Origin of the sequence: Pseudomonas sp. GM41(2012) (assembly GCF_000282315.2) — a bacterium.
GTDB lineage: Bacteria > Pseudomonadota > Gammaproteobacteria > Pseudomonadales > Pseudomonadaceae > Aquipseudomonas.
In genome coordinates, this window is the sequence record NZ_AKJN02000009.1 from 1 (window position 1) to 21,594 (window position 21,594).

Below are 21,594 nucleotides of genomic sequence, written 5' to 3' on the forward strand. Positions count from 1 at the left end.
GGCATGTTGTCGCTGATGTCTCCGGGCAACGACATGGACAAGTTCAAATTGCTGCAGGCGTTTTTCGCCAATGGTCCCGCCGGGATCAGCGAAGAGATGCTGCGCCAGCAGGACATCTATAAACAAAGCCGCTTGAGCGGCCCGGTGATTGCCTATGTGCCGGACGACCCGCTGCACCCGCTGAAAGAGTACGCCTCGCTGGCGGACTTCATGAAAGCGCTGATCAGCCAACTGCGCGAGCCGGACTACCAGGCGTTCTTCAGCCGTTTCGTGGCACAGAAGGACCAGGGCCGGTTCTTTGCCCGGGTCCGCGAGCGTCTGAGCCAGATCACCTGGCAGCAGCGTGAACCGCTGGACATGGGGCCCTGGTGGCGGGAAACCGCGGTCGAGAACCCGAATGCCGAGCCGATCACCAACCGACTGTCGGGCGAACTGTGGCCGCAGCTGTATCGCCTCAAGCGCGACAAGGCGATCAGCGACGCGCGGGCGATCGCCGTGCCCACCGACGATGAAGACGCCGCCACGCGCTGGAAGCGCCTGAGCAGCTACCTGGACATCGGCTGGAACGTGTTCAACTTTGCCGCAATGCTGGTGCCGGGGCTGGGCGAAGCCGTGCTGGCGCTGATGGTGGCGCAGATGGCCGAAGAGTTGCTGGAAGGCATCGAAGACTGGAGCAAGGGCGATCGCGACGAGGCGTCGGCGCACATCAACGGGGTCATCATCAACTTTGCGCAACTGGCCTTGATGGCTGCCGGGCACGTATTGCCCCAAGGCAGTCGGGTGCCGGTCACCCCCAGTCCGCTGATCGACCGTCTCAAACCGGTGAAGCTGCCCACGGGCAAGAGCCGCCTGTGGAAACCGGACCTGACACCTTACGAGCACTCGGTGGCGCTGCCAGCCGAGGCCAAACCCGATGATCTGGGGCTGTATCAGCACGGCGAGCAGCAGTGGCTGCGGATGGAACAAAAGCATTACCAGGTGAGCCAGGACCCGGTGACGGGCGAGCATCGTCTGCAACATCCAGACCGGCCAGGCGCCTACCAACCGGTGGTGGAGCATAACGACGTCGGCGCCTGGAAAGCTGAAACCGAGCAACCGCTGACCTGGGACGCGACTCGCCTGATGCGCAGGCTGGACAACTCTCTGGAGCATTACTCGGCAGCCACCCTGGCCAAAATCCAGCAAGTGAGCGGCGTTGAAGAGGGGCTGTTGCGCCGACTGCATGTCGAGCATGAAACTCCGCCGGCGTTGTTACGCGACACGATCACGCGTTTCAATACTTACGCCGACGCGCAACGCTATCCCGAGCAAATCCTGTCGAACCAGGTCCCGGAGGAGATGGCCGGTTTTCTGCCGACGACTCTTGTCGAACTACCGCGCTGGCCGGAGTCCCGGGCCCTGGAGGTATTTGAAGGCGATGATCGCACCGGGACGTCCTTCAAACATGGCAACACCATGGCCACCGAGCCACAAACGATCAAAATCAGCCGCTCGGAGTTGGTGGCCGGGAAATTGCCCGAGCGGGTGATTGAATCCCTGAACACGACCGAACTTCGCGAGATGCTGGGTACACAGGTCGCCAATGACACACCCTCACGGGTCGACGCGCTACGCAGCCGATTGGCCATGCAGGCGAAGAAACAACACAAGCGTCTGTTCGATGCGCTGTACAAAAGCCGCGATGTATCCGGCAGCCCGCAGGTGCGCTTGCTGGTGGACAATTCCCCGCAACTGCCCGGCAGCGTTGCGCAAGAATTACTGGACAGTGCCGAGCCTGCCGACCTGCAACACCTGGCCGAGAAACAGCGCCTGCCGCTGCGTTTGCGCCAGCAGGCACGCCGGGCGCAGGAGCAGGTGCGGGTGAATCGGGCATACGAGGGGCTTTACCTCGAAGAGCTGGAAAACGCCGACACCCGTCGCCTCGAGTTGGCCTCGCTGGCCAACTTGCCGGGATGGTCGGCGGATGTTCGGATCGAAATTCATCACCTGGGATTTTCCGGGGACCTGCTCGCCAGTGTGGGGCCGGCGGAAGCGCCGATCCGCAAAGTACTGGTGCTGGATGAGAACGGTCGTTATCAAGCGCGAGACGCGCAGGATCAGCATCTGCACGGTACCGACGATCTCTACGCCTCGGTGTTGCATGCCCTGCCGGATACCGAACGCAACGCACTGGGTTATGACATTCACGAAGGTGCCCGGTTGAAGGATGCCGTGCAGAGCTCACCGCTGAGCCATGCGCAACTGGAACCGATCCTGCTTGAGCACCCGATCCGCAAACCGGGGTACGACCCACAAACGATGCGTTTGCCAGGGGGCGGGATGCTGGGATATTTTCGCGAACTCGCTGACAGGCGTTGGGGGCAGAGCCCGGAAGCGCGGATCAGGCGGCTCTACCCCTCATTGACGTCAGACGAGACGGTCGCAATGCTGGACGGTTTTAACCGGGAAGGGATACCGGTTGACATGCAGATCGAGGCACTTGAACTCGAATTCGAACGGTTGAGCTTGAGCTTGAAGCGGTGGGTGAATTCGCCGACCCGGGATTTACGTTTCAGTGCCAGTGGCGTCGGGGAATGGAAAGCCAGGAATCAATTCGCCCGAAAAATCAGGCAGTGCTGGCAGCGTACCGGGCCAAAACAGCGTGACGCATTCGGCGATGTGATTGGGGAGCATCTGGACCTGAGCAATTTTCCGCTGGACCTGCATTTCGAAAAAATGCCGGCGCTGGAAGCCAATTTCGACCATGTCACGTATTTGAAAATGCGTAACACCGGTATTTCCAATGCGGAACAGTCTTTTCTTAAGCCGTTTCGCAAGTTGCGTGCCTTGGACCTTGGGAGCAATAAGCTGACAACGTTGCCGCGACATATCGACGGGATGCCGCACCTCAATTTCCTCGAACTCACGGGAAACCGGATTGTGCTGACACCCGCCGACGTCGAAAGGCTTGCCGGCTGCACCAAGTTGCAAACGCTGGGGCTGTCTCGCAATCCGTTGGGTCGGCTACCCAACATCGGTCGCATGCCCGACCTGCACACACTGCTTCTGTACGATACCGGAGCGACCACCTGGCCAGCCGGGCTGTTCGACCTTCCGCGCCCCCGGCATATCTGGTTGGACCTGCAGAATAATCTGCTCACGCGCATACCCGAAGTGTCGCCAGGTTCGGTAGATGGGGAGTTGCTGGCGCGCACGTTGCTCAGCCGCCAACCGCCCTTTATGTCACCTGAAAACCTGGAGTTGCTTAAGGAATACATCAGGACAGCAGGGCTGGACCCTGACCGCCCTTATCCCCCTAGAGGTGTGCGCGACAGCCTGGATTGGAAGCAAGGCATGACCCAGAGGGAGTGGATACAGAAGCAAGAGATCTGGGATGCACTTGAGGATGAACTCAACTCGTTCAGTTTCTTCAATGAGATCCGGCGCCTGACCCAATCGGCGGACTTCACCGCGGGTGGCGCCTATCGAACCGACTTGACAGCCAAGGTGTGGCGAATGATCGAGCTGATGGCCAGGGACCCTGAGCTGCGCACGAAATTTTTTACCGAGGCCGCGATGCGCACCCAATGCGTGGATGCCGCGACCCAGCTATTCAACGTTCTGGGGGTTGAAGTGCTGGTCCAGGAAGCCCTTGAACTGGGCAACGCCAGTTTGATCGAAGCGCAGTTGGTCGAGTTGGCCAGGGGGAAGAGTCGCCTGGATGAAATCGAGCGAATCGCCCGTCGCCATATCATCGAGCGCGAGGCCGCGGGCGAACGCTTTCGACGCATCGACGCCGGAGGCACTGTCACCGGAACCATTGACGAGGTCGAGGTTCACCTGGCGTTCATGACGGACCTGGCAGAACGGCTTGAGCTGCCATGGCAGGCGCGCGGCATGATGTTTCGGCGAATCGCAGGCGTTACCAGCGAAATGATCGAGGGCGCCTACCAACGAGTTTTGGGGCTGGAGGAAGGCGATCTGCTGCGTGATTCGATTGCCGAACAACCATTCTGGCGGAGCTATGTGCAGCGTTCGAATCGGGCACGTTTCAGGGCGTTCGATAGCAAGACGGTAGCGACCACCGAGTTCAAGGTTGCTCTGGATGAACGCGCCTCCCGCACGGACCTGACACTGAAGGAAAGAGAGGAATTGAAGGAAGAAATCAGGGTACTTGCCGCCGAACTCGGTAAACCTGAAAGCGCCTTTGCGCCGGGTCAAGTCGTGACCGATGAAGCGTTTGTCGCAGAGCTTGACCTGATCAGGGAGGAGCGTGAAACCCTTATCAAGCAACTGACGCAGCAAGCCATGGACCGGGCAAAACTGCGCCGGGTTGAACCTCCTCTTTTTACGGTGGACACCTCTAGCTGACCCCGGTTGTTTTTGCCTCGATGTGAAGGCGCAATCCTGCGCATCGAGGGTGCTGAAAAAATGGTATCGATAGATGCCTTTAAAACCCTGAGTGTGGGCGCACTCAGGGTTTTTCTTGCTTTGAATCTTCAGAACAGAAAATAGCGCTGCGCCATCGGCAGCACATCCGCCGGTTCACACCAAAGCAACACGCCGTCGGCCTTGACCTGATAAGTCTGTGGGTCGACATCGATGTTCGGCAGGTAATCGTTGTGGATCAGGTCGGTTTTCTGCACGTCGCGGCAGCCTTTGACCACGGCGATTTTCTTTTTCAAACCCAGCGCTTCGGGCAATCCGGCGTCTTGTGCCGCCTGGCTGATGAAGGTCAGGCTGGTGGCGTGCAATGAGCCGCCGTAGCTGGCGAACATCGGGCGGTAGTGCACCGGTTGCGGTGTTGGAATCGACGCGTTGGCATCCCCCATCAGGCTGGCCGCAATGGCACCGCCTTTTAGAATCAACGTCGGTTTCACCCCGAAAAACGCCGGACGCCAGAGCACCAGGTCGGCCCATTTGCCCACTTCGACCGAGCCCACTTCATGGCTGATGCCGTGGGTGATTGCGGGGTTGATGGTGTACTTGGCAATGTAGCGTTTGGCGCGGAAGTTGTCGTTGCCTTCGCCATCACCGGGCAACGGGCCGCGCTGTTTTTTCATCTTGTCGGCGGTCTGCCAGGTGCGGGTGATCACTTCGCCAACGCGGCCCATGGCCTGGCTGTCGGAGCTGATCATCGAGAACGCGCCGAGGTCGTGGAGGATGTCTTCGGCGGCGATGGTTTCGCGGCGAATGCGGCTTTCGGCGAAGGCCACGTCTTCGGCAATGCTTGGGTCGAGGTGATGGCAGACCATCAGCATGTCGAGGTGTTCGTCGATGGTGTTGCGGGTGAACGGCCGGGTCGGGTTGGTGGAACTCGGCAGCACGTTGGCAAAGCCGCAGGCCTTGATGATGTCCGGGGCATGACCGCCGCCCGCACCTTCGGTGTGATAGGTGTGGATGGTCCGGCCTTTGAAAGCGGCGAGGGTGGTCTCGACGAAACCGGATTCGTTGAGGGTGTCGGTGTGGATCGCCACTTGTACGTCGTACTGGTCGGCGACGTTCAGGCAGTTGTCGATGCTCGCCGGGGTGGTGCCCCAGTCTTCGTGCAACTTCAGGCCGATGGCGCCGGCCTTGACCTGCTCGATCAACGGTTCCGGCAGGCTGGCGTTGCCCTTGCCGGTGAAGCCGATGTTCATCGGGAACGCATCGGCGGCCTGGAGCATGCGCGCCAGGTGCCACGGGCCGGACGTGCAGGTGGTTGCATTGGTGCCCGTGGCCGGGCCGGTGCCGCCGCCGATCATGGTGGTGACGCCGCTCATCAATGCTTCTTCGATCTGCTGCGGGCAGATGAAATGGATGTGCGTGTCGATGCCGCCCGCGGTGAGGATCATGCCTTCACCGGCGATGACTTCGGTGCTGGCGCCGACTGCGATGCTCACGTTCGGCTGGATGTCCGGGTTGCCGGCCTTGCCGATAGCGGCGATGCGCCCGTCCTTGAGGCCGACATCGGCCTTGACGATGCCCCAGTGGTCGATGATCAGCGCGTTGGTGATCAACGTGTCGACGACCTCAGCGGCGAGCAATTGGCTTTGACCCTGGCCGTCGCGGATGACTTTGCCGCCGCCGAATTTCACTTCTTCACCGTAGGTGGTGAAGTCTTTCTCGACTTCGATCCACAGCTCGGTGTCGGCCAGACGGACCTTGTCACCGACGGTGGGGCCGAACATGTCGGCGTAGGCCTGACGGGAAATCTTCATTCGTTCGCCTTGAGATTCAATTGAATTTTAGACCGCTCGCGTAGCTCGCTATCGCGAGCAAGCTTTGCTCCTACGGGGGCGTGGTCACCTGTAGGAGCAAGGCTTGCCCGCGATGGGGCCGGTGCAGACACCGCATTATTTACAGGTCACCCATGATCCGCCCGGCAAACCCGAACACCCGGCGATGCCCGGCCAGGTCTACCAACTCGACCTCGCGGCTCTGCCCAGGTTCGAAGCGCACGGCGGTGCCGGCGGGGATGTTCAGGCGCATGCCGCGGCTGGCGGCGCGGTCGAACGTCAGCGCATCGTTGGTTTCGAAGAAGTGGTAATGCGAGCCGACCTGGATCGGCCGGTCGCCGCTGTTGGCCACCTTCAGGCTGACGGTGCGGCGGCCAACGTTGAGTTCGATGTCACCGGGCTGGATCTGGTATTCACCGGGAATCATCAATGGGCTCCTTGGAGAATCTTGTAGTAGAGGGCAGTCGGTTTGTAGCGGCCGCTCGGGTCGCAGGCATAGTCAGGGATTTCACCGGCGCGGGTGTAACCCAAGGCTTTGTAGAAGTCTTCGGCAGGGGAGCCGGCCTCGGTGTCGAGGTAGAGCATGCCGCGCTTGTGCTGGAGGGCGGCCGTTTCCAGCGCACTCATCAACTGTTGGCCCAGACCCCGGCGACGCGCATGTTCACGTACCAGCAGTTTTTGCACTTCGGCGCGGTTCAGGCCATTGGCTTTCTGGCACAGAGTCAGTTGCACACTGGCCTGCACTTGCTCGTCCTTGACCACCACCCACAGCAACACGTTGCCCTTGTTCAGGTTCTCCTGGACATCATCGAAATAGGCTCGGGCCTGGGTGGCGTCCAGATCGGCCATGAACCCGACGCTGGCGCCATAGCCGACGGCGTCGAGCAGCAGATCAATCAAACCCTGACGATAGTGCGCAAAGCTTTCAACATTGACGCGGCGCAGTTGGGCGGCGTTCATGGCAAATTACTCCTTGTTGGCGGTCGGCGGCTCCGCGCCAGGATTGAGGGTCAGTTGCATAAAAGTCAGGTCCAGCCAGCGACCGAACTTGGTGCCCACCTGGGGCATTTGGCCGGTCGTCACGAAACCGGCTCGTTCATGCAGGTGAATAGACGCGGCGTTACCGCTTTCGATGGCGGCGACCATTACATGTTTGTCGCAGCCTTTGGCGCGCTCGATCAACGCGGTCATCAATTTCGGGCCGAGGCCATTGCCACGCTGATCGCTGCGCACGTAAACCGAATGCTCCACGGTGTGGCGGAACCCGTCGAACGGCCGCCAGTCACCGAATGAAGCGTAGCCCAGCACCGTGTTGTCGCCGTCGACAATCACCAGAATCGGGTAGCCCTGGGATTGGCGGGCGCTGAACCAGGTCTGGCGGTTACCCAAATCCACGGCCTGTTCGTTCCAGATGGCCGTGGTGTTGAGCACGGCGTCGTTGTAGATGTCGCGGATCGCCGGCAAGTCGGCGTGCGCTGCATCGCGGATGTGGTAAGTCATGGCGCGGCCTCAGGCGATCGGTTGGTGAACGGTGACCAGTTTGGTGCCGTCGGGAAAGGTCGCTTCGACCTGGATCTCCGGGATCATTTCCGGGATGCCTTCCATCACTTGTTCGCGGCTGAGCAGGGTGGTGCCGAAGTGCATCAACTCGGCCACGGTCTGGCCGTCGCGCGCGCCTTCGAGCAGCGCGGCGGAAATGTAGGCCATGGCTTCCGGGTAGTTGAGTTTCACGCCGCGCGCCAAACGCCGCTCGGCCACGAGGCCGGCGGTGAAGATCAACAGCTTGTCTTTTTCGCGTGGGGTCAGGTCCATCGTTTGGAATCCATCTGGGCAGTTTTGTGAGGTTCTTGCGGTTTGGGGGTGTCAATGAAAACCACCCCTCACCCTAACCCTCTCCCCAGAGGGGAGAGGGGACTGATCTCGGTTGGATGTTGGGGCCGGATCAGTCAGTAGCATTCTTGTGTCTGGAATATTTCTGCAAATCACATCGGTCAGGCTCCCTCTCCCCCTTGGGGAGAGGGCGGGGGGTGAGGGGTGGCCCTCAAGTACTCCAAATCCTCGGCGGCAAAGCTTCCCGGCCAAGCAACGCAGGCCTGAGCAATCGCCACAAATCAATCAGCCAACCCCTCGCCAGCAGCGCTTCACTGGCCAGGCAACGTGCAACCAAAAGCCCCGGCAACTGGGTCAGGTCTCCGCGCACGTCATGGGGCAGCGAACGGCATTTCTCCAACAAGTCGCTATCGATGTCGCCAGTCACCAACAGGGTCGCAAACACCGGTTGCCCATCCAGCCCAATCGGCGAATCAAGTAAACCATCGCCTCCGACAATGCGCTGGCGTTCATGCCAGAGCAACTGACCGTCGCGGCGGATGTCCAGTTGCGCCTGAAAATGCCCGCGATCAAATCGCTCGCCGCTGGCCGGCCGTCCCAGCGCCACCACGTCCCAGTAGAACACCCGGGCATCGCCTTCAAGGTCGATGCACGTGCTGAGTTCAGCCTGGGCGGCACTGAAAATGATCGTCTCTTGTGGCAACCATTCAAGTGTCGCACCGGTCGCCACTTTCAAATCCAGCTGCTGATAAGCGGGGCCCGCCGCGCGATACCATTTGGCCGCGCCGGGGCTGGTGATTTGCGCCCAGGCATCGCGGCCGACACTGGCCGAGATGTCCAGCCGATCGCCGCCGGCAATCCCGCCCGGCGGGTGCACGATGATGTGCTGGCAAACCTCCGGCCCTTCGGCATACAGATGCTTCTGCACCCGCAGCGGGCCTTTGTGCCGGCGCTGAACCGGGCGGGTGCTGTCGCCGAATCGGGCGTAGCCGAGTTCCAGCTCGGCATGCCAGCTCGGGGTAAACAGGGCAGTGAGGACGGGTAAATTCATGATGTCTAATTATCGTTAGGACGCTGCAGATTAGATCGTAACCAGACCGCGAACACCCTCGGCCTCCATATTTTCTCCGCGACCCTGTTGCACGATTTCGCCCCGGGACATCACCAGGTACTGATCGGCCAACTCGGCGGCGAAATCGTAGAACTGCTCCACCAGCAAAATCGCCATATCACCACGGGCCGCAAGCTTCTTGATCACCGCGCCGATTTCCTTGATCACCGAGGGCTGGATGCCTTCGGTGGGCTCGTCGAGAATCAGCAGGCGTGGACGGCTGGCCAACGCACGGCCAATCGCCAATTGCTGCTGCTGGCCACCGGACAAGTCACCGCCGCGGCGTTGCTTCATCTGCAGCAGCACCGGAAACAGCTCGTAGATGAACGCCGGGACTTCCTTGGCTTCAGCGCCGGGAAATCGCGACAGGCCCATCAACAGGTTTTCTTCCACGGTCAGCCGACCGAAAATTTCCCGCCCCTGAGGCACGTAAGCGATTCCGGCGTGAACCCGCTGGTGTGGCTTGAACGCGGTGATCGTTTTGCCTTCCCAGTTCACCGCGCCTTCTTTGGCCGGCAACAAACCCATCAGGCACTTGAGCAGGGTAGTTTTGCCCACACCGTTACGCCCGAGCAGGCAGGTGACTTCACCGACTTTCACGTCAAACGTCAGGCCCCGCAGGATGTGGCTACCGCCGTAATACTGGTGCAGCTTCTGAACTTGCAGCATTTTCAAATTCTCCCCAATCCCCTGTGGGAGCGAACTGTGGCGAGGGGATTTAGCGAAACGTCGCACCGCCCCGTTGGGTGGCGTAGCCGCCCCAAAATCTTGGGCCTGCTTCGCAGTCCAGCGGGGATAAATCCCCTCACCACAGTTAGCTCCCACATTGGTATGTGTTCGCAGTTCTAGCGGCCGAGGTACACCTCGATCACGCGCTCGTTGTCCTGCACCTGCTCCAGCGACCCTTCGGCCAGCACGCTGCCCTGGTGCAACACGGTGACGTGGTCGGCGATGGAGCCGACGAAGCCCATGTCGTGTTCCACCACCATCAGCGAATGCTTGCCCGCGAGGCTCTTGAACAGTTCGGCGGTGAATTCGGTTTCGGCGTCGGTCATGCCCGCCACCGGCTCGTCGAGCAGCAGCAGTTGCGGGTCCTGCATCAGCAACATACCGATTTCCAGAAACTGCTTCTGACCGTGGGACAACAAGCCCGCCGGGCGATTGACTGACGTGGTCAGGCGGATGGTATCCAGCACTTCGCTGATGCGATCCTTCTGTTCGCCACTCAGGCGCGCCCGCAGGCTGGCCCACACCGATTTGTCGGTTTTCTGCGCCAGTTCCAGGTTTTCAAAAACGCTCAAGGCTTCGAACACTGTCGGCTTCTGGAACTTGCGACCAATGCCGGCCTGGGCGATTTGCACTTCGCTCATCTGCGTCAGGTCGAGGGTTTCACCGAACCAGGCTTTGCCGTGACTCGGACGAGTCTTGCCGGTGATCACGTCCATCAGCGTGGTCTTACCTGCGCCGTTGGGGCCGATGATGCAGCGCAATTCGCCGACGCCGATGTACAGGTTCAGATCGTTCAGCGCCTTGAAACCATCGAAGCTGACGCTGATGTCTTCCAGGGTCAGGATCGTGCCATGGCGAGTGTTCAGGCCGGGGCCGACGCGCTGGCCGAGGCCGATGGCGTCACGGCTGCTGCCGGCGTCCCTGTTCGGTTCCAATGGTGGAAAAAACGCCGGTTCGAGCATGAATTCAGCCGTCGCTGTGACTCTCATTGTTCACCCCTTTTTTTCAGCAAACCGATCACGCCTTTGGGCAGGTACAGGGTCACGACGATGAACAACGCGCCGAGGAAGAACAGCCAGTATTCCGGGAAAGCCACGGTGAACCAGCTCTTCATGCCGTTGACCACACCGGCACCCAGCAGCGGGCCGATCAGCGTGCCGCGACCGCCCAGCGCCACCCAAACGGCGGCCTCGATGGAGTTGGTCGGCGACATTTCACTCGGGTTAATGATCCCGACTTGCGGCACATACAACGCGCCCGCCAGGCCGCACAAAACCGCGCTCAACACCCAGACAAACAACTTGAAACCGCGCGGATCGTAACCGCAGAACATCAGGCGGTTTTCCGCATCGCGAAGGGCGGTCAACACCCGGCCAAACTTGCTCTGCGCCAGACGCCAGCCGATGAACAGGCTCGCCACCAGCAACACCACGGTGGCGAAAAACAGCACCGCGCGAGTCCCCGGTTCAGTGATGCCAAACCCGAGAATGGTGCGGAAATTGGTGAAGCCGTTATTACCGCCAAACCCGGTTTCGTTGCGGAAGAACAGCAGCATCCCGGCGAAGGTCAGGGCCTGGGTCATGATCGAGAAATACACGCCCTTGATCCGCGAGCGGAAGGCGAAGAACCCGAACACCAGCGCCAGCAACCCCGGCGCCAGCACCACCAGACACATCGACCAGAGGAAGCTGCTGGTGCCGGTCCAGTACCACGGCAACTCAGTCCACGACAGGAAGGTCATGAATGCCGGTAAACCATCACCGGAAGCCTGGCGCATCAGGTACATGCCCATCGCATAGCCGCCGAGGGCAAAGAACAAACCGTGACCAAGGGACAACAGACCGGCGTAACCCCAGACCAGATCGAGGGCCAGCGCGACAATCGCATAGCAGAGAATCTTGCCCACCAGCGTCAGCGTGTAAGCCGAGACGTGAAACGAGCTGTCCGGCGACAACAACGACAGCAGCGGCAACGCCAGCAACAGAACGAGGATCACCGCGCCAACGGCGATCGTGACTTTGGGACCGGCTTTTTGTGTTGCGGTAACGAGCAGGGGCTGATTCATCAGTCGATCACCCGTCCTTTCAGTGCGAAGAGGCCTTGCGGACGTTTCTGGATGAACAGAATGATCAGCGCGAGGATCAGGATCTTGCCGAGCACGGCACCGATCTGCGGTTCGAGAATCTTGTTGGCGATGCCGAGGCCGAACGCTGCCAGCACACTACCGGCCAATTGGCCAACGCCACCGAGCACCACCACCAGGAACGAGTCGATGATGTAGCTCTGGCCGAGGTCCGGGCCGACGTTGCCGATCTGGCTGAGGGCTACGCCACCGAGTCCGGCAATGCCCGAACCGAGGCCGAAGGCGAGCATGTCCACGCGCCCGGTGGGTACGCCGCAGCAAGCGGCCATGTTGCGGTTCTGGGTGACGGCACGCACGTTCAAACCGAGGCGTGTCTTGTTCAGCAGCAACCAGGTCAGCACCACCACAAACAGCGCGAACGCGATGATCACGATGCGGTTGTACGGCAGCACCAGATTCGGCAGCACTTGAATCCCGCCCGACAGCCACGCCGGGTTGGCCACTTCGACGTTCTGCGCGCCGAACACCAACCGAACAAGCTGAATCAGCATCAGGCTGATGCCCCACGTGGCGAGCAGGGTTTCCAGCGGGCGGCCGTAGAGATGGCGAATCACCGTACGCTCCAGCGCCATGCCAATGGCGGCGGTGACGAAAAACGCCACCGGCAACGCGATCAGCGGGTAGAACTCGATGGCTTGCGGAGCGAAGCGCTGGAACATCAGCTGCACCACGTACGTCGAGTACGCGCCGAGCATCAGCATCTCGCCGTGGGCCATGTTGATCACGCCGAGCAAGCCGAAAGTAATCGCCAGACCGAGTGCGGCAAGCAACAGGATCGAACCCAGCGACATGCCACTGAAGGCCTGGCCGAGGATCTCGCCGATCAGCAATTTGCGTTTGACCTGGGCGAGGCTGGTTTCGGCAGCGGTGCGTACGCCGGCGTCGGCTTCGACACCGGGTTGCAGCAGACTTTCGAGGCGGGTGCGAGCCAGCGGATCACCGGTTTCACCGAGCAGACGCACAGCGGCGAGGCGTACGGCCGGGTCAGCATCGACCAGTTGCAGATTGGCCAGCGCCAGGCTCAAAGCGGCGTGAACGCTTTCATCTTTTTCGCCAGCCAACTGCTGGTCGAGGAATTTCAACTGCGCCGGTTTGGCGCTTTTCTGCAATTGCTGCGCGGCGGCCAGACGGGTTTTGGCGTCGGTCGCGAGCAATTGGTGGCTGGCCAGCGCGGTGTCGATAAGACCGCGCAGGCGGTTGTTCAGGCGCAGGGTTTTCGGTTGGCCGTCGACGGTCAACTCGCCTTGTTGCAGGGCGTTGATCAGCTCGATACGGGCCGGATCGGGCTGCGCGGCCCAGGCTTCCAGAAGCCTGGCTTGCTGCACGGGATTGGCCGCGACGAAGTCTTCGGCGTCGCCAGAATGCGCGGCCATCGGCAATAGCAGCGCGAGGGCGAGGATGAAGCGGTAAAGGGCAGTGGGCATTGGTGGTGTTCCCTGTCTAGCTACGGCCGATGGAGCGGTGTTCGGCTTTGGATCGACCCCTCACCCTAACCCTCTCCCCAGAGGGTAGAGGGGACTGACCGAGGTGTTTGGTCGACTTGCTGCGACTTGCAAATTCGAGCCGAACTCAGGCTTTGAAAAGCATGAAGATCAGCTCCCTTTCCCCCTCTCCCCAGAGGGTAGAGGGGACTGACCGAGGTGTTTGGTTGACTTGCTGCGACTTGCAAATTCGAGCTGAACTCAGACTTTGAAAAGCATGAAGCTCGGCTCCCTTTCCCCCTCTCCCCCGTGGGGAGAGGGCTGGGGTGAGGGGTGGATCTCAGACCCACCCCAAACTTCAGCTCCGCCTCAGTTGCTCTTCACCGCATAATCCGGCTTCTTGTCGTTACCCGAGATGAACGGGCTCCACGGCTCGGCACGGATCGGCCCTTCGGTCTGCCACACCACGTTGAACTGACCGTCCGCCTGAATCTCGCCGATCATCACCGGTTTGTGCAGGTGGTGGTTGGTCTTGTCCATGGTCAGGGTGTAACCCGACGGCGCGGCAAAAGTCTGGCCGGCGAGTGCTACGCGGACTTTGTCGACGTCGGTGGATTTGGCTTTCTCAGCCGCTTGCGCCCACATGTGGATGCCCACGTACGTGGCTTCCATCGGGTCGTTGGTCACCGCTTTGTCGGCGCCCGGCAGGTTGTGTTTCTTGGCGTAGGCTTTCCAGTCGGCGACGAACTTCTTGTTCGCCGGGTTTTCGACCGACTCGAAGTAGTTCCAGGCCGCGAGGTTGCCCACCAGCGGTTTGGTGTCGATGCCGCGCAGTTCTTCTTCGCCGACCGAGAATGCCACGACCGGAACGTCGGTGGCTTTCAAACCCTGGTTGGCCAGTTCTTTATAGAACGGCACATTGGAGTCGCCGTTGACAGTGGAGATGACCGCAGTCTTGCCGCCCGCCGAGAATTTTTTGATGTTGGCCACGATGGTTTGGTAATCGCTATGACCGAACGGGGTGTAGACCTCTTCGATGTCCTTGTCCGCCACACCTTTGGAGTGCAGGAACGAGCGCAGGATTTTGTTGGTGGTGCGCGGGTAGACGTAGTCGGTGCCCAACAGGAAGTAACGCTTGGCGCTGCCGCCTTCTTCGCTCATCAGGTATTCCACCGCCGGGATCGCTTGCTGGTTCGGCGCGGCGCCGGTGTAGAACACGTTCGGCGACATCTCTTCACCTTCGTACTGCACCGGGTAGAACAGCAGGCCGTTGAGCTCTTCGAACACCGGCAACACCGATTTACGCGACACCGACGTCCAGCAACCGAACACCACCGCCACCTTGTCCTGGGTCAGCAGTTGACGGCCCTTTTCAGCGAACAGCGGCCAGTTCGACGCCGGGTCGACCACCACCGGCTCCAGCATCTTGCCGTTCACGCCGCCCTTGGCGTTGATCTCGTCGATGGTCATCAACGCCATGTCTTTCAAGGACGTTTCAGAGATCGCCATGGTGCCGGACAACGAATGCAGAATACCGACCTTGATGGTCTCGGCGGCCTGGAGGCTCCAGGTCATGCCCATCGCGGCAATGCTTGCCGAGAGTGTGAAAGCCTTGATCAAACTGCGACGCTTCATTGTGCGATCTCCATGAACTTATGAGTTTTCTTGGTTGGCAGATGCGGACTACTGAAGGGTCGTTAGCAAGGGCTGTGCCTAAGACCGAAAGTGCTTTGCCGGAGGGGCGAGAACGTTCGGCGCAGGTACTTGTTGCACCGTGAACGGGCATAAAAACGCTCGCGGGCATGGCGATGCGTCCAAGTGGTGCCGAGCGCGTGAGGTAGTAACTATGTACCGCCTTCGCAATGCTTTGCGGTGCGAGAGTGGGGGTCCACCCTTGAATGACTCAATGGAGTTCCACTGCATGGACGAACAACTACAACAACTCGCCCCGACCCAGTCGGGCTCAGCACTGAACCTATTGGAAAGGGCGTTTCTTTCGGCGGACGATGCCGCCCGCTTTGCCCATGAGCAAATCGGGCGGCATCGTAACCGCGGGTATTACGGCTATATCCTTCAGCGAAACGATCAACGGTTTGTGATCACCGACCTGACCGGGCATCCGGTCAGCATGACCTCCCATCACGAGGTGATCCCCGATAACCATGTCTTGCACAGTCGTTTCTATTCGCACCCTGCGCTTTCGACGCTCGATGTAGCCAAGGTTACGCAGCTGAAATGGACTGTCGAAGATGCCGCGACCAGCTTGTTGATGTTCAGCGTTGACGAACTGCGCAACAGCCTGCAGAGCGGTCTGCCGGCTTATCTTTCGGGGGCCGAAAACAGCCTGATCGGTTTCACTCCCGACAGGCCTCGTGCGTTGAGCCTGCTGGCGCAACTGGGCACCGAGGCAGCACCTGGCGTGTTTGCCCTGGGACTGAAGAAGGGGACCATCAAACCGGAACAATTCGTCGAGGAAGCGGCGGCGGCCGGCGATTTGCAAGTCCTCGTCAGCAACGGTCGCTGGCGGCCCCGAGGAAGAATAACCGGCCCTGTCGTCGCCGGTCCGTGGGCGCGTAGCGTGCCGGAGCGGGTGTCGTTCGGTGCGGTTTTCCAGTCAGCCGATGAGGCGGCACTCGATCGCTACGCCAAAGACACCGAGCTGTATGACGAAGAACGGACCTGGTTCGGATTCATCCTCAAACAACAAGGCAAGGAAGAGTACATTGCCACTGAACGGGTCCCGGTCAGCGATGGGAGAGACAAACTTTACTCGTTGCGCAGCCTGTTTGGCATTTCCCGAAAGACCGGGGACTATCACTATCCCGAGTCATTCAAGCTCCACGCTTTTTACTATTCGCGCCAACGGGTCAAGCATGCCCGTGACCCGGCCAGACGCTGGCTGGCGCACCACTTCATTGTGCCCAGAGATCTGTTTGTGGTGGTTTATGACTCGAACAAACGTCCGGTGCTGGATCCGGACAGGGTCATTCCTCTCTACATTTCGACTCAGGACGGAGCCCTGCTCAAATACGTCCCGCGCAAGGGCACCAAGCTGTTCGACAACGACACTCCCGGCATGGGGCTGGAGGATATCCAGAAAAACCTGGCCAGTGGTGTGCTGACCCCGACGGGTTTTGTCAGAGTGGTCGCCAACAGCGGTGTGTTGCAGGTGATGCGCACCAATGTCTGCTGGGACAGTAGAGGGGGGGTCGACAAGTACTGGCAGTCGAGCATGAACCTGCAACGACGAACCCTCGGCCCGGTATTTCTGACGGCTGATGATGCGGCTCTGCATGTGCGTTCGCAACTACCGAGCGGTAGCGCCAAGGCGTTTGGCGGTGTGATTCTGAAACGCGCCGATGGTTTTTTTGTGGCCACCGATCCGATCGCTATCCTGCGAGAAGACTTTGATATCCCGTGGGTCTTCCCGGACGAAGCCGTGACGCTTGGCCAGTTTCCGGCGGGGTGTTTGATCATTGCGCGCTATCGCTCCCGAGTACCTCGCGAGTTGCCGGTGCTGCTGTCGACAGTCGACAAGGAGGTGTATCTCAACATGCTCTCCGTCGATGTCGTATGCACAGCATTCATCCGTGAAGGGCTAATGCTCGATGAATATTTTCTGGCGCCGGACGGTGCGACCATTCGCTATCGGGCCGGGTTATGGGCACGATTCAAAGCCGACCTGGCCATTGCCCTGGGCACTTCGGGCAAGCCGGGGCGAGAGCTGGATGCCGCGTCAATCAAGGAACAAATCTATCTGGGGCTGCTGTCACCGACAGACTGGGTAAAAAGCCTGGCAAAGTCCGGTTACCTGCAAGTGGTTTCAGGGAGCCCGCTATGGGGCTCGGCTCGTACAGTGACAGAATTCGCAGCCTATCCCCCGGCCGTCGCGGTAACTTCCGGCTATGCACGAGCGGTTGCCGAGCCGGCCTGCAGCCCTATGTACATTCGAGAACAGGATGCGGCCTGTTTCGCTCATGAACGGGCACGCAATCGTTCAGCGACGGGGTTTGGATTCATTCTGAAAAATGCGCGTACCGGAGCCTTCATTGCGACCCTGCCCATTGACATGCAAGGCGCATGGTTGGCGTATGACCGAATCTTTCCCGGTGTACTCCCTTCCTCCCACGTCACCAGCGCGATTCTCCTGTGCGCGGGGCAAGCGCCGCAAAATCTGTCGGACGATGATTACCGGCATTTCCTTTCCCCCATGGACGTGAGTCTGGCCCGTGACGCTGCGCGAACGCCCCAGGGCTACAAACCGATTTACGTCTCCTGCGCCGATGGTGCCTTGTTGCGATTGTCGCTCAGTCCCTTCGACCCGGACCTCTCGCTGGACAAATTCGGCCAGTACGAATTCAAGGACAATCCGTTTGCCACGCTTGAGCGCGCACAGCGTGACTGGAGGGACATCGGCGAGGGCAGGTTCAGGCTGAGCAGTTACATCCAGCGAATGGCCAAGTCCGGAGAGCTGGAGGTCCTGGTGACCAGCGCCTATTGGTCACGAAAAGGCAAAGTGGGCCAGAGCTGGCAGCCCCGCATGCCTTCTGTTTCCGTCGATGAACAGTGGGCAAACAACCCTGCTCCAGCCTTGGGGCCGATATTCCATCATCCTGACGACGCTGCCCTTTATGCGCAGTCGCGGCTGCGCAGTCACGAGAGTCAGACGACGGTGCACGCCAGCGCGATTTTGAGCAGTCCCGGCAGTTACTCCTTTGTTGCATTGGAGCCCATTGCAGATCCTGGGTCTCCCAATGAAGCCATCAAGCGAATTTTCCGTATTGCGAGCGATGCCTCGACCTCACCCCGAAACAGACTGCCACGATTTCCTGACGGCTATACATTGGTGGCCAGCCATCAGCTCTTGCTGGCGGCAGGCACGACACCGGCCGAACGGTCCGATGCAACTGACGCAAACTTCGCCTCTGCAGCCCAGGTGCATGCGCACACCCATGCCTTGAAAGCCAAAGGGTTTGATATCAACGCCTACTACTATTCGACGCGTTATGGGGCATTGCTTAAATACACACCCACCTATTCGGCCTCGGAGCGAACATTGCTGCTGACCCAGCCCGTTCAGCTCGTCGAAGGAAAGTGGGCCACCGTGCTGTCGACCGATCTGTTTATTACCCGTCTGGCGGATATCGGCAAATTGCAGGTGCTCAAGCCTGCTTATTTCTGGAATCAGGCCAGGCGCCTCGGCTCAGACTGGAGCCTCAGACGCCAACAGATTCCGGATGTCTCCCCCCACCCCACGCGGGATGAGTTGTAAGGGGGGCGGGGTACCGGTCACAACCGTTGGCATCAGCGCCTGCGCATCAGGCCGATGAAAAACAACCCGCCAATCGCCGCCGTGGCTATGCCGATCGGCAAATCCTCGGGGGCGATCAGGGTGCGGGCGGCGACATCGACCCAGACCAGAAAGAGGCTGCCGAGCAGGACGCACGCCGGCAGCAACCGCCGATGCTCAGCCCCCACCAACCGCCGCGCAATGTGCGGCACCATCAACCCGACAAATCCGATAGACCCGCTGATCGACACCAGCACCCCGGTCATCAGCGACGCAATCAAAAACACCCGCAACCGCACGGTGCGAGCATTGAGCCCGAGGGTCACGGCCGTCTGTTCCCCCGCCATCAACGCATTCAATGGTCGAGCCATGCCCAGCAACAAAACCAACCCGAGCAACACGCTGGCCGCTGGCACCGCCAGCAACTCCCACCGTGCCAACCCGAGCCCGCCGAGCATCCAGAACATCACCGCCGAACTCGCGCGATGATCGCCAAGAAACAGCAGCAGATTGGCGATCGCCATCATCACAAAGGACACCGCCACGCCGCATAACAGCAGCCGATCACTGTCGAGTCGGCCATTGCGGTTGGCGATCATCAGCACGATCAGCATGCTCAGCAACGCGCCGATAAACGCGGCGATGGGCAAGGTCAGCAGGCCGACGATTTCCCCGACATGCAGCACCACGATCACGGCACCGAGGGTCGCGCCGGAGGTGACTCCAAGCAGGTGCGGGTCGGCCAGCGGATTGCGCGTCACCGCTTGCAGCACCGCACCGATCAGTGCGAGCCCGGCGCCCACCAACGCACCCAATAGCATGCGCGGCACGCGAATCAGCCAGACGATGTGTTCCTGCCCGGCGGCCCAGTCCGGCACGCCGACACCGAACATCTTGTGCAACAGAATCCGCCACACGACCTCCACCGGCACCCGCGCCGGGCCGAAGCCCAGCGACACCACGCACGACACCAGCAACAACGCGCCGAGAGCAATCAGCAACAAGGCGTAGCGACGATTGATCATTCGCCGTGGAAACCCTTGGCCAGGGTTTCGACTGCCAGCACATTGTCGATACCCGGCGTGGCCTGCACATACGGAATCACGATGAAGCGCTGGTTCTTGATCGCGTCCACCGATTGCAGGGCCTGGTTGTTGAGCAGGAACTGTTCCTTCTGCTCGGCGGTGACTTCGCCGTAGTCGACGATGACGATCACCTGCGGATTGCGCTCGACCACGTTCTCCCAATTGACCCGGGTCCAGCTCGCCTCGACGTCATCGAGAATGTTGCGCCCGCCGGCAGCGTCGATCAGCGCCTGTGGCATGCCGAGTCGCCCGGACGTCATGGCCCGATCCTCACCGCTGTCGTAGAGAAACACCCGAGGTTTGTCCGTCGGCAGATCCTTGCGCACCTCGGCGACTTGCGTCTGCATCTCGGTGATCAAGGCATTGGCGCGATCCTGCACGTCGAAGATTTTTCCGAGGTTGCGCAGGTCGTTGTAGGTGTCTTCCAGACTGGCCGGCGGACGCTTCATCACGAACGCGCAGGACTCGGTCAGCTCGTAGACATCGATGCCCAGCGGCTGCAACGTTTGCGGCGTGAGGTCACCGCCGACGCGCATGCCGTAATCCCAACCGGCGAAGAAGAAGTCGACGTTGGCGTTGAGCAGGGTTTCCACCGACGGGTACTTGGCCGCCAGTTCCGGCAAGCCGTCGAGGATGGTTTGCATCTCGGGCGTGACCGACTTCCAGCCGGTCACACCGCTATACCCGGCCATGCTGGGTTTCAGGCCGAGGGCGAGCATCATCTGGGTCATGTTGATGTCGTGGCTGACCGCATGTTTCGGCGCTGCCTTGAAGGTGACTTCGCGGTTGCAGCTCTGGATGGTCAACGGGTATTTCGTGGCCTCGGCCATTGCTTGGGCACTGCCCAGTAACAGAGCGAGGCAAAACAGGGAACGCAAAGTCATGGTTGGGTGATCCAGGTAATTCGTGGGTAGCCGTGCAAGGGGTGTTCATCGATCAGCGCTTCGACGCCGAACACGTCGCGCAGCAGTGTGGCGGTCAGGACTTCTTTCGGTGTGCCGCTGGCGACGATGCGGCCGTGATTGATCACGTACAGCCGATCACAGAAAGCGGCTGCGAGGTTGAGGTCGTGAATGCTCGCCAGGGTGCCGATCTTCAGGCGTTTGACCAGTTGCAGCAGTTCGAGCTGATAACGCGGGTCGAGGTGATTGGTTGGCTCGTCGAGGATCAGCATTTGCGGTTGCTGAGCCAGGGCGCGAGCGAGGATCACGCGCTGTTTTTCACCACCGGAAAGGGTGGCGAAGGCATGATCCTCGAAGCCTTTCAGACCGACTGACTCGAGGGCCTGGGATGCTAGTTTTCGGTCCTCCAGGGTGTCGCCGTCGAACAGACCTTTGTGCGGTGTGCGGCCCATGGCGACGACTTCGTCGACGGTGAGGCCGAAGGCGTCGGGGAATTCCTGCAGGACCACGGCGATGCGTTGTGCGCACCAGCGTGAGGATTGCGTCCAGACGTTGTGGTGGTCGAGCTTGACCTCACCGCGCTCGGGTTTGCTGAAGCGCCAGGCACAACGCAGCAGGCTGGTTTTGCCGCTGCCGTTGGGGCCGATCAGACCGACGAACTCACCGGGGAGCACGTGCAAGGTTGCATCACGCAGCTGGAACTGATGATGGCAATGGCCGTGGCCCAAGGGTGTCCAGGCGAGGTTTGTGAGGTTCAGCGAGGTCATGCGTTAACTCTGAGATTTTCGGCGGTGCTGATGACGCCTTCGCGAGCAAGCTCGGCTCCTACAGTAAATTGTGTGATCGACACAATTCCTGTAGGAGCCGAGCTTGCTCCGGGCGGCGT

General features: G+C 60.4%; 16 protein-coding genes. 2 read left to right on the plus strand and 14 right to left on the minus strand.

What is annotated here, in order from left to right; genetic code table 11:
* Positions 1-33 precede the first annotated feature (33 nt).
* Entirely contained in the window at positions 34-4,350 is a 4,317-nt protein-coding gene (locus PMI27_RS03830) for an NEL-type E3 ubiquitin ligase domain-containing protein (RefSeq protein WP_238545919.1), read from the plus strand.
* A 128-nt stretch (positions 4,351-4,478) separates the two neighbouring features.
* On the opposite strand, the gene ureC is transcribed toward PMI27_RS03830, so the two are convergent.
* The 11 genes from ureC to urtA form a co-directional block, all read right to left on the minus strand.
* Positions 4,479-6,179 carry an urease subunit alpha gene (gene ureC / locus PMI27_RS03825; RefSeq protein WP_008146496.1) on the minus strand — a complete coding sequence of 567 codons (1,701 nt, stop codon included), beginning with the start codon at positions 6,177-6,179 and terminating at the stop codon, positions 4,479-4,481.
* A gap of 139 nt (positions 6,180-6,318) precedes the next feature.
* The gene (locus PMI27_RS03820; RefSeq protein WP_008146494.1) at positions 6,319-6,624 is read right to left on the minus strand and encodes an urease subunit beta; all 306 of its coding nucleotides are present in this window, start codon (positions 6,622-6,624) and stop codon (positions 6,319-6,321) included.
* A complete protein-coding gene (locus tag PMI27_RS03815) occupies positions 6,624-7,157 on the minus strand; it encodes a GNAT family N-acetyltransferase (protein WP_008146492.1) in 534 nt (177 codons plus the stop codon). Before PMI27_RS03815 ends, PMI27_RS03820 begins: the two co-directional genes overlap by 1 nt.
* Positions 7,158-7,163: 6 nt before the next feature.
* Complete coding sequence (locus PMI27_RS03810) at positions 7,164-7,697, minus strand: GNAT family N-acetyltransferase (RefSeq protein WP_008146490.1); 534 nt, start codon at positions 7,695-7,697, stop codon at positions 7,164-7,166.
* Between the two features lie 9 nt (positions 7,698-7,706).
* On the minus strand, positions 7,707-8,009 hold the full coding sequence (gene ureA / locus PMI27_RS03805) for an urease subunit gamma (protein WP_007907366.1): 303 nt from the start codon (positions 8,007-8,009) through the stop codon (positions 7,707-7,709).
* A gap of 229 nt (positions 8,010-8,238) precedes the next feature.
* A complete protein-coding gene (locus PMI27_RS03800; protein WP_008146487.1) occupies positions 8,239-9,078 on the minus strand; it encodes an urease accessory protein UreD in 840 nt (279 codons plus the stop codon).
* Positions 9,079-9,108: 30 nt separating this feature from the next.
* Positions 9,109-9,807 (minus strand): urea ABC transporter ATP-binding subunit UrtE, encoded by a 699-nt coding sequence (gene urtE / locus PMI27_RS03795; RefSeq protein ID WP_008146485.1) that lies wholly within the window; start codon positions 9,805-9,807, stop codon positions 9,109-9,111.
* Positions 9,808-9,983: 176 nt separating this feature from the next.
* Positions 9,984-10,856 carry an urea ABC transporter ATP-binding protein UrtD gene (urtD, locus tag PMI27_RS03790; protein WP_008146480.1) on the minus strand — a complete coding sequence of 291 codons (873 nt, stop codon included), beginning with the start codon at positions 10,854-10,856 and terminating at the stop codon, positions 9,984-9,986.
* On the minus strand, positions 10,853-11,932 hold the full coding sequence (urtC, locus tag PMI27_RS03785; RefSeq protein ID WP_008146477.1) for an urea ABC transporter permease subunit UrtC: 1,080 nt from the start codon (positions 11,930-11,932) through the stop codon (positions 10,853-10,855). Before urtC ends, urtD begins: the two co-directional genes overlap by 4 nt.
* A complete protein-coding gene (gene urtB, locus PMI27_RS03780) occupies positions 11,932-13,434 on the minus strand; it encodes an urea ABC transporter permease subunit UrtB (protein ID WP_008146475.1) in 1,503 nt (500 codons plus the stop codon). Before urtB ends, urtC begins: the two co-directional genes overlap by 1 nt.
* Positions 13,435-13,800: 366 nt before the next feature.
* Positions 13,801-15,066, minus strand: coding sequence for an urea ABC transporter substrate-binding protein (gene urtA, locus PMI27_RS03775; protein ID WP_008153792.1), 1,266 nt, complete (start codon positions 15,064-15,066; stop codon positions 13,801-13,803).
* Between the two features lie 286 nt (positions 15,067-15,352).
* Between urtA and PMI27_RS03770 the strand changes: the two genes are divergently transcribed.
* Complete coding sequence (locus tag PMI27_RS03770) at positions 15,353-18,703, plus strand: hypothetical protein (protein ID WP_008153791.1); 3,351 nt, start codon at positions 15,353-15,355, stop codon at positions 18,701-18,703.
* A gap of 32 nt (positions 18,704-18,735) precedes the next feature.
* On the opposite strand, the gene PMI27_RS03765 is transcribed toward PMI27_RS03770, so the two are convergent.
* Genes PMI27_RS03765 through PMI27_RS03755 form a run of 3 tightly spaced genes read right to left on the minus strand, consistent with a single transcriptional unit; the run spans position 18,736 to position 21,475 of the window.
* A complete protein-coding gene (locus PMI27_RS03765; RefSeq protein WP_008153790.1) occupies positions 18,736-19,746 on the minus strand; it encodes a FecCD family ABC transporter permease in 1,011 nt (336 codons plus the stop codon).
* A complete protein-coding gene (locus PMI27_RS03760; RefSeq protein ID WP_008153788.1) occupies positions 19,743-20,690 on the minus strand; it encodes an ABC transporter substrate-binding protein in 948 nt (315 codons plus the stop codon). The genes PMI27_RS03765 and PMI27_RS03760 overlap by 4 nt, the downstream gene beginning before the upstream one ends.
* Positions 20,687-21,475 carry an ABC transporter ATP-binding protein gene (locus tag PMI27_RS03755; protein ID WP_008153786.1) on the minus strand — a complete coding sequence of 263 codons (789 nt, stop codon included), beginning with the start codon at positions 21,473-21,475 and terminating at the stop codon, positions 20,687-20,689. The genes PMI27_RS03760 and PMI27_RS03755 overlap by 4 nt, the downstream gene beginning before the upstream one ends.
* Between the last annotated feature and the right edge of the window lie 119 nt (positions 21,476-21,594).

Bases quoted from the DNA above. Each gene is read 5' to 3' on its own strand.
- PMI27_RS03810 (WP_008146490.1), bottom strand. From the start codon at position 7,697: ATGACTTACCACATCCGCGATGCAGCGCACGCCGACTTGCCGGCGATC.
- urtA (WP_008153792.1), bottom strand. From the start codon at position 15,066: ATGAAGCGTCGCAGTTTGATCAAGGCTTTCACACTCTCGGCAAGCATT.
- urtC (WP_008146477.1), bottom strand. From the start codon at position 11,932: ATGAATCAGCCCCTGCTCGTTACCGCAACACAAAAAGCCGGTCCCAAA.
- PMI27_RS03765 (WP_008153790.1), bottom strand. From the start codon at position 19,746: ATGATCAATCGTCGCTACGCCTTGTTGCTGATTGCTCTCGGCGCGTTG.
- PMI27_RS03815 (WP_008146492.1), bottom strand. From the start codon at position 7,157: ATGAACGCCGCCCAACTGCGCCGCGTCAATGTTGAAAGCTTTGCGCAC.
- PMI27_RS03800 (WP_008146487.1), bottom strand. From the start codon at position 9,078: ATGAATTTACCCGTCCTCACTGCCCTGTTTACCCCGAGCTGGCATGCC.
- urtB (WP_008146475.1), bottom strand. From the start codon at position 13,434: ATGCCCACTGCCCTTTACCGCTTCATCCTCGCCCTCGCGCTGCTATTG.
- PMI27_RS03760 (WP_008153788.1), bottom strand. From the start codon at position 20,690: ATGACTTTGCGTTCCCTGTTTTGCCTCGCTCTGTTACTGGGCAGTGCC.
- PMI27_RS03820 (WP_008146494.1), bottom strand. From the start codon at position 6,624: ATGATTCCCGGTGAATACCAGATCCAGCCCGGTGACATCGAACTCAAC.
- urtD (WP_008146480.1), bottom strand. From the start codon at position 10,856: ATGAGAGTCACAGCGACGGCTGAATTCATGCTCGAACCGGCGTTTTTT.
- ureC (WP_008146496.1), bottom strand. From the start codon at position 6,179: ATGAAGATTTCCCGTCAGGCCTACGCCGACATGTTCGGCCCCACCGTC.
- PMI27_RS03830 (WP_238545919.1), top strand. From the start codon at position 34: ATGGACAAGTTCAAATTGCTGCAGGCGTTTTTCGCCAATGGTCCCGCC.
- urtE (WP_008146485.1), bottom strand. From the start codon at position 9,807: ATGCTGCAAGTTCAGAAGCTGCACCAGTATTACGGCGGTAGCCACATC.
- ureA (WP_007907366.1), bottom strand. From the start codon at position 8,009: ATGGACCTGACCCCACGCGAAAAAGACAAGCTGTTGATCTTCACCGCC.
- PMI27_RS03755 (WP_008153786.1), bottom strand. From the start codon at position 21,475: ATGACCTCGCTGAACCTCACAAACCTCGCCTGGACACCCTTGGGCCAC.
- PMI27_RS03770 (WP_008153791.1), top strand. From the start codon at position 15,353: ATGGACGAACAACTACAACAACTCGCCCCGACCCAGTCGGGCTCAGCA.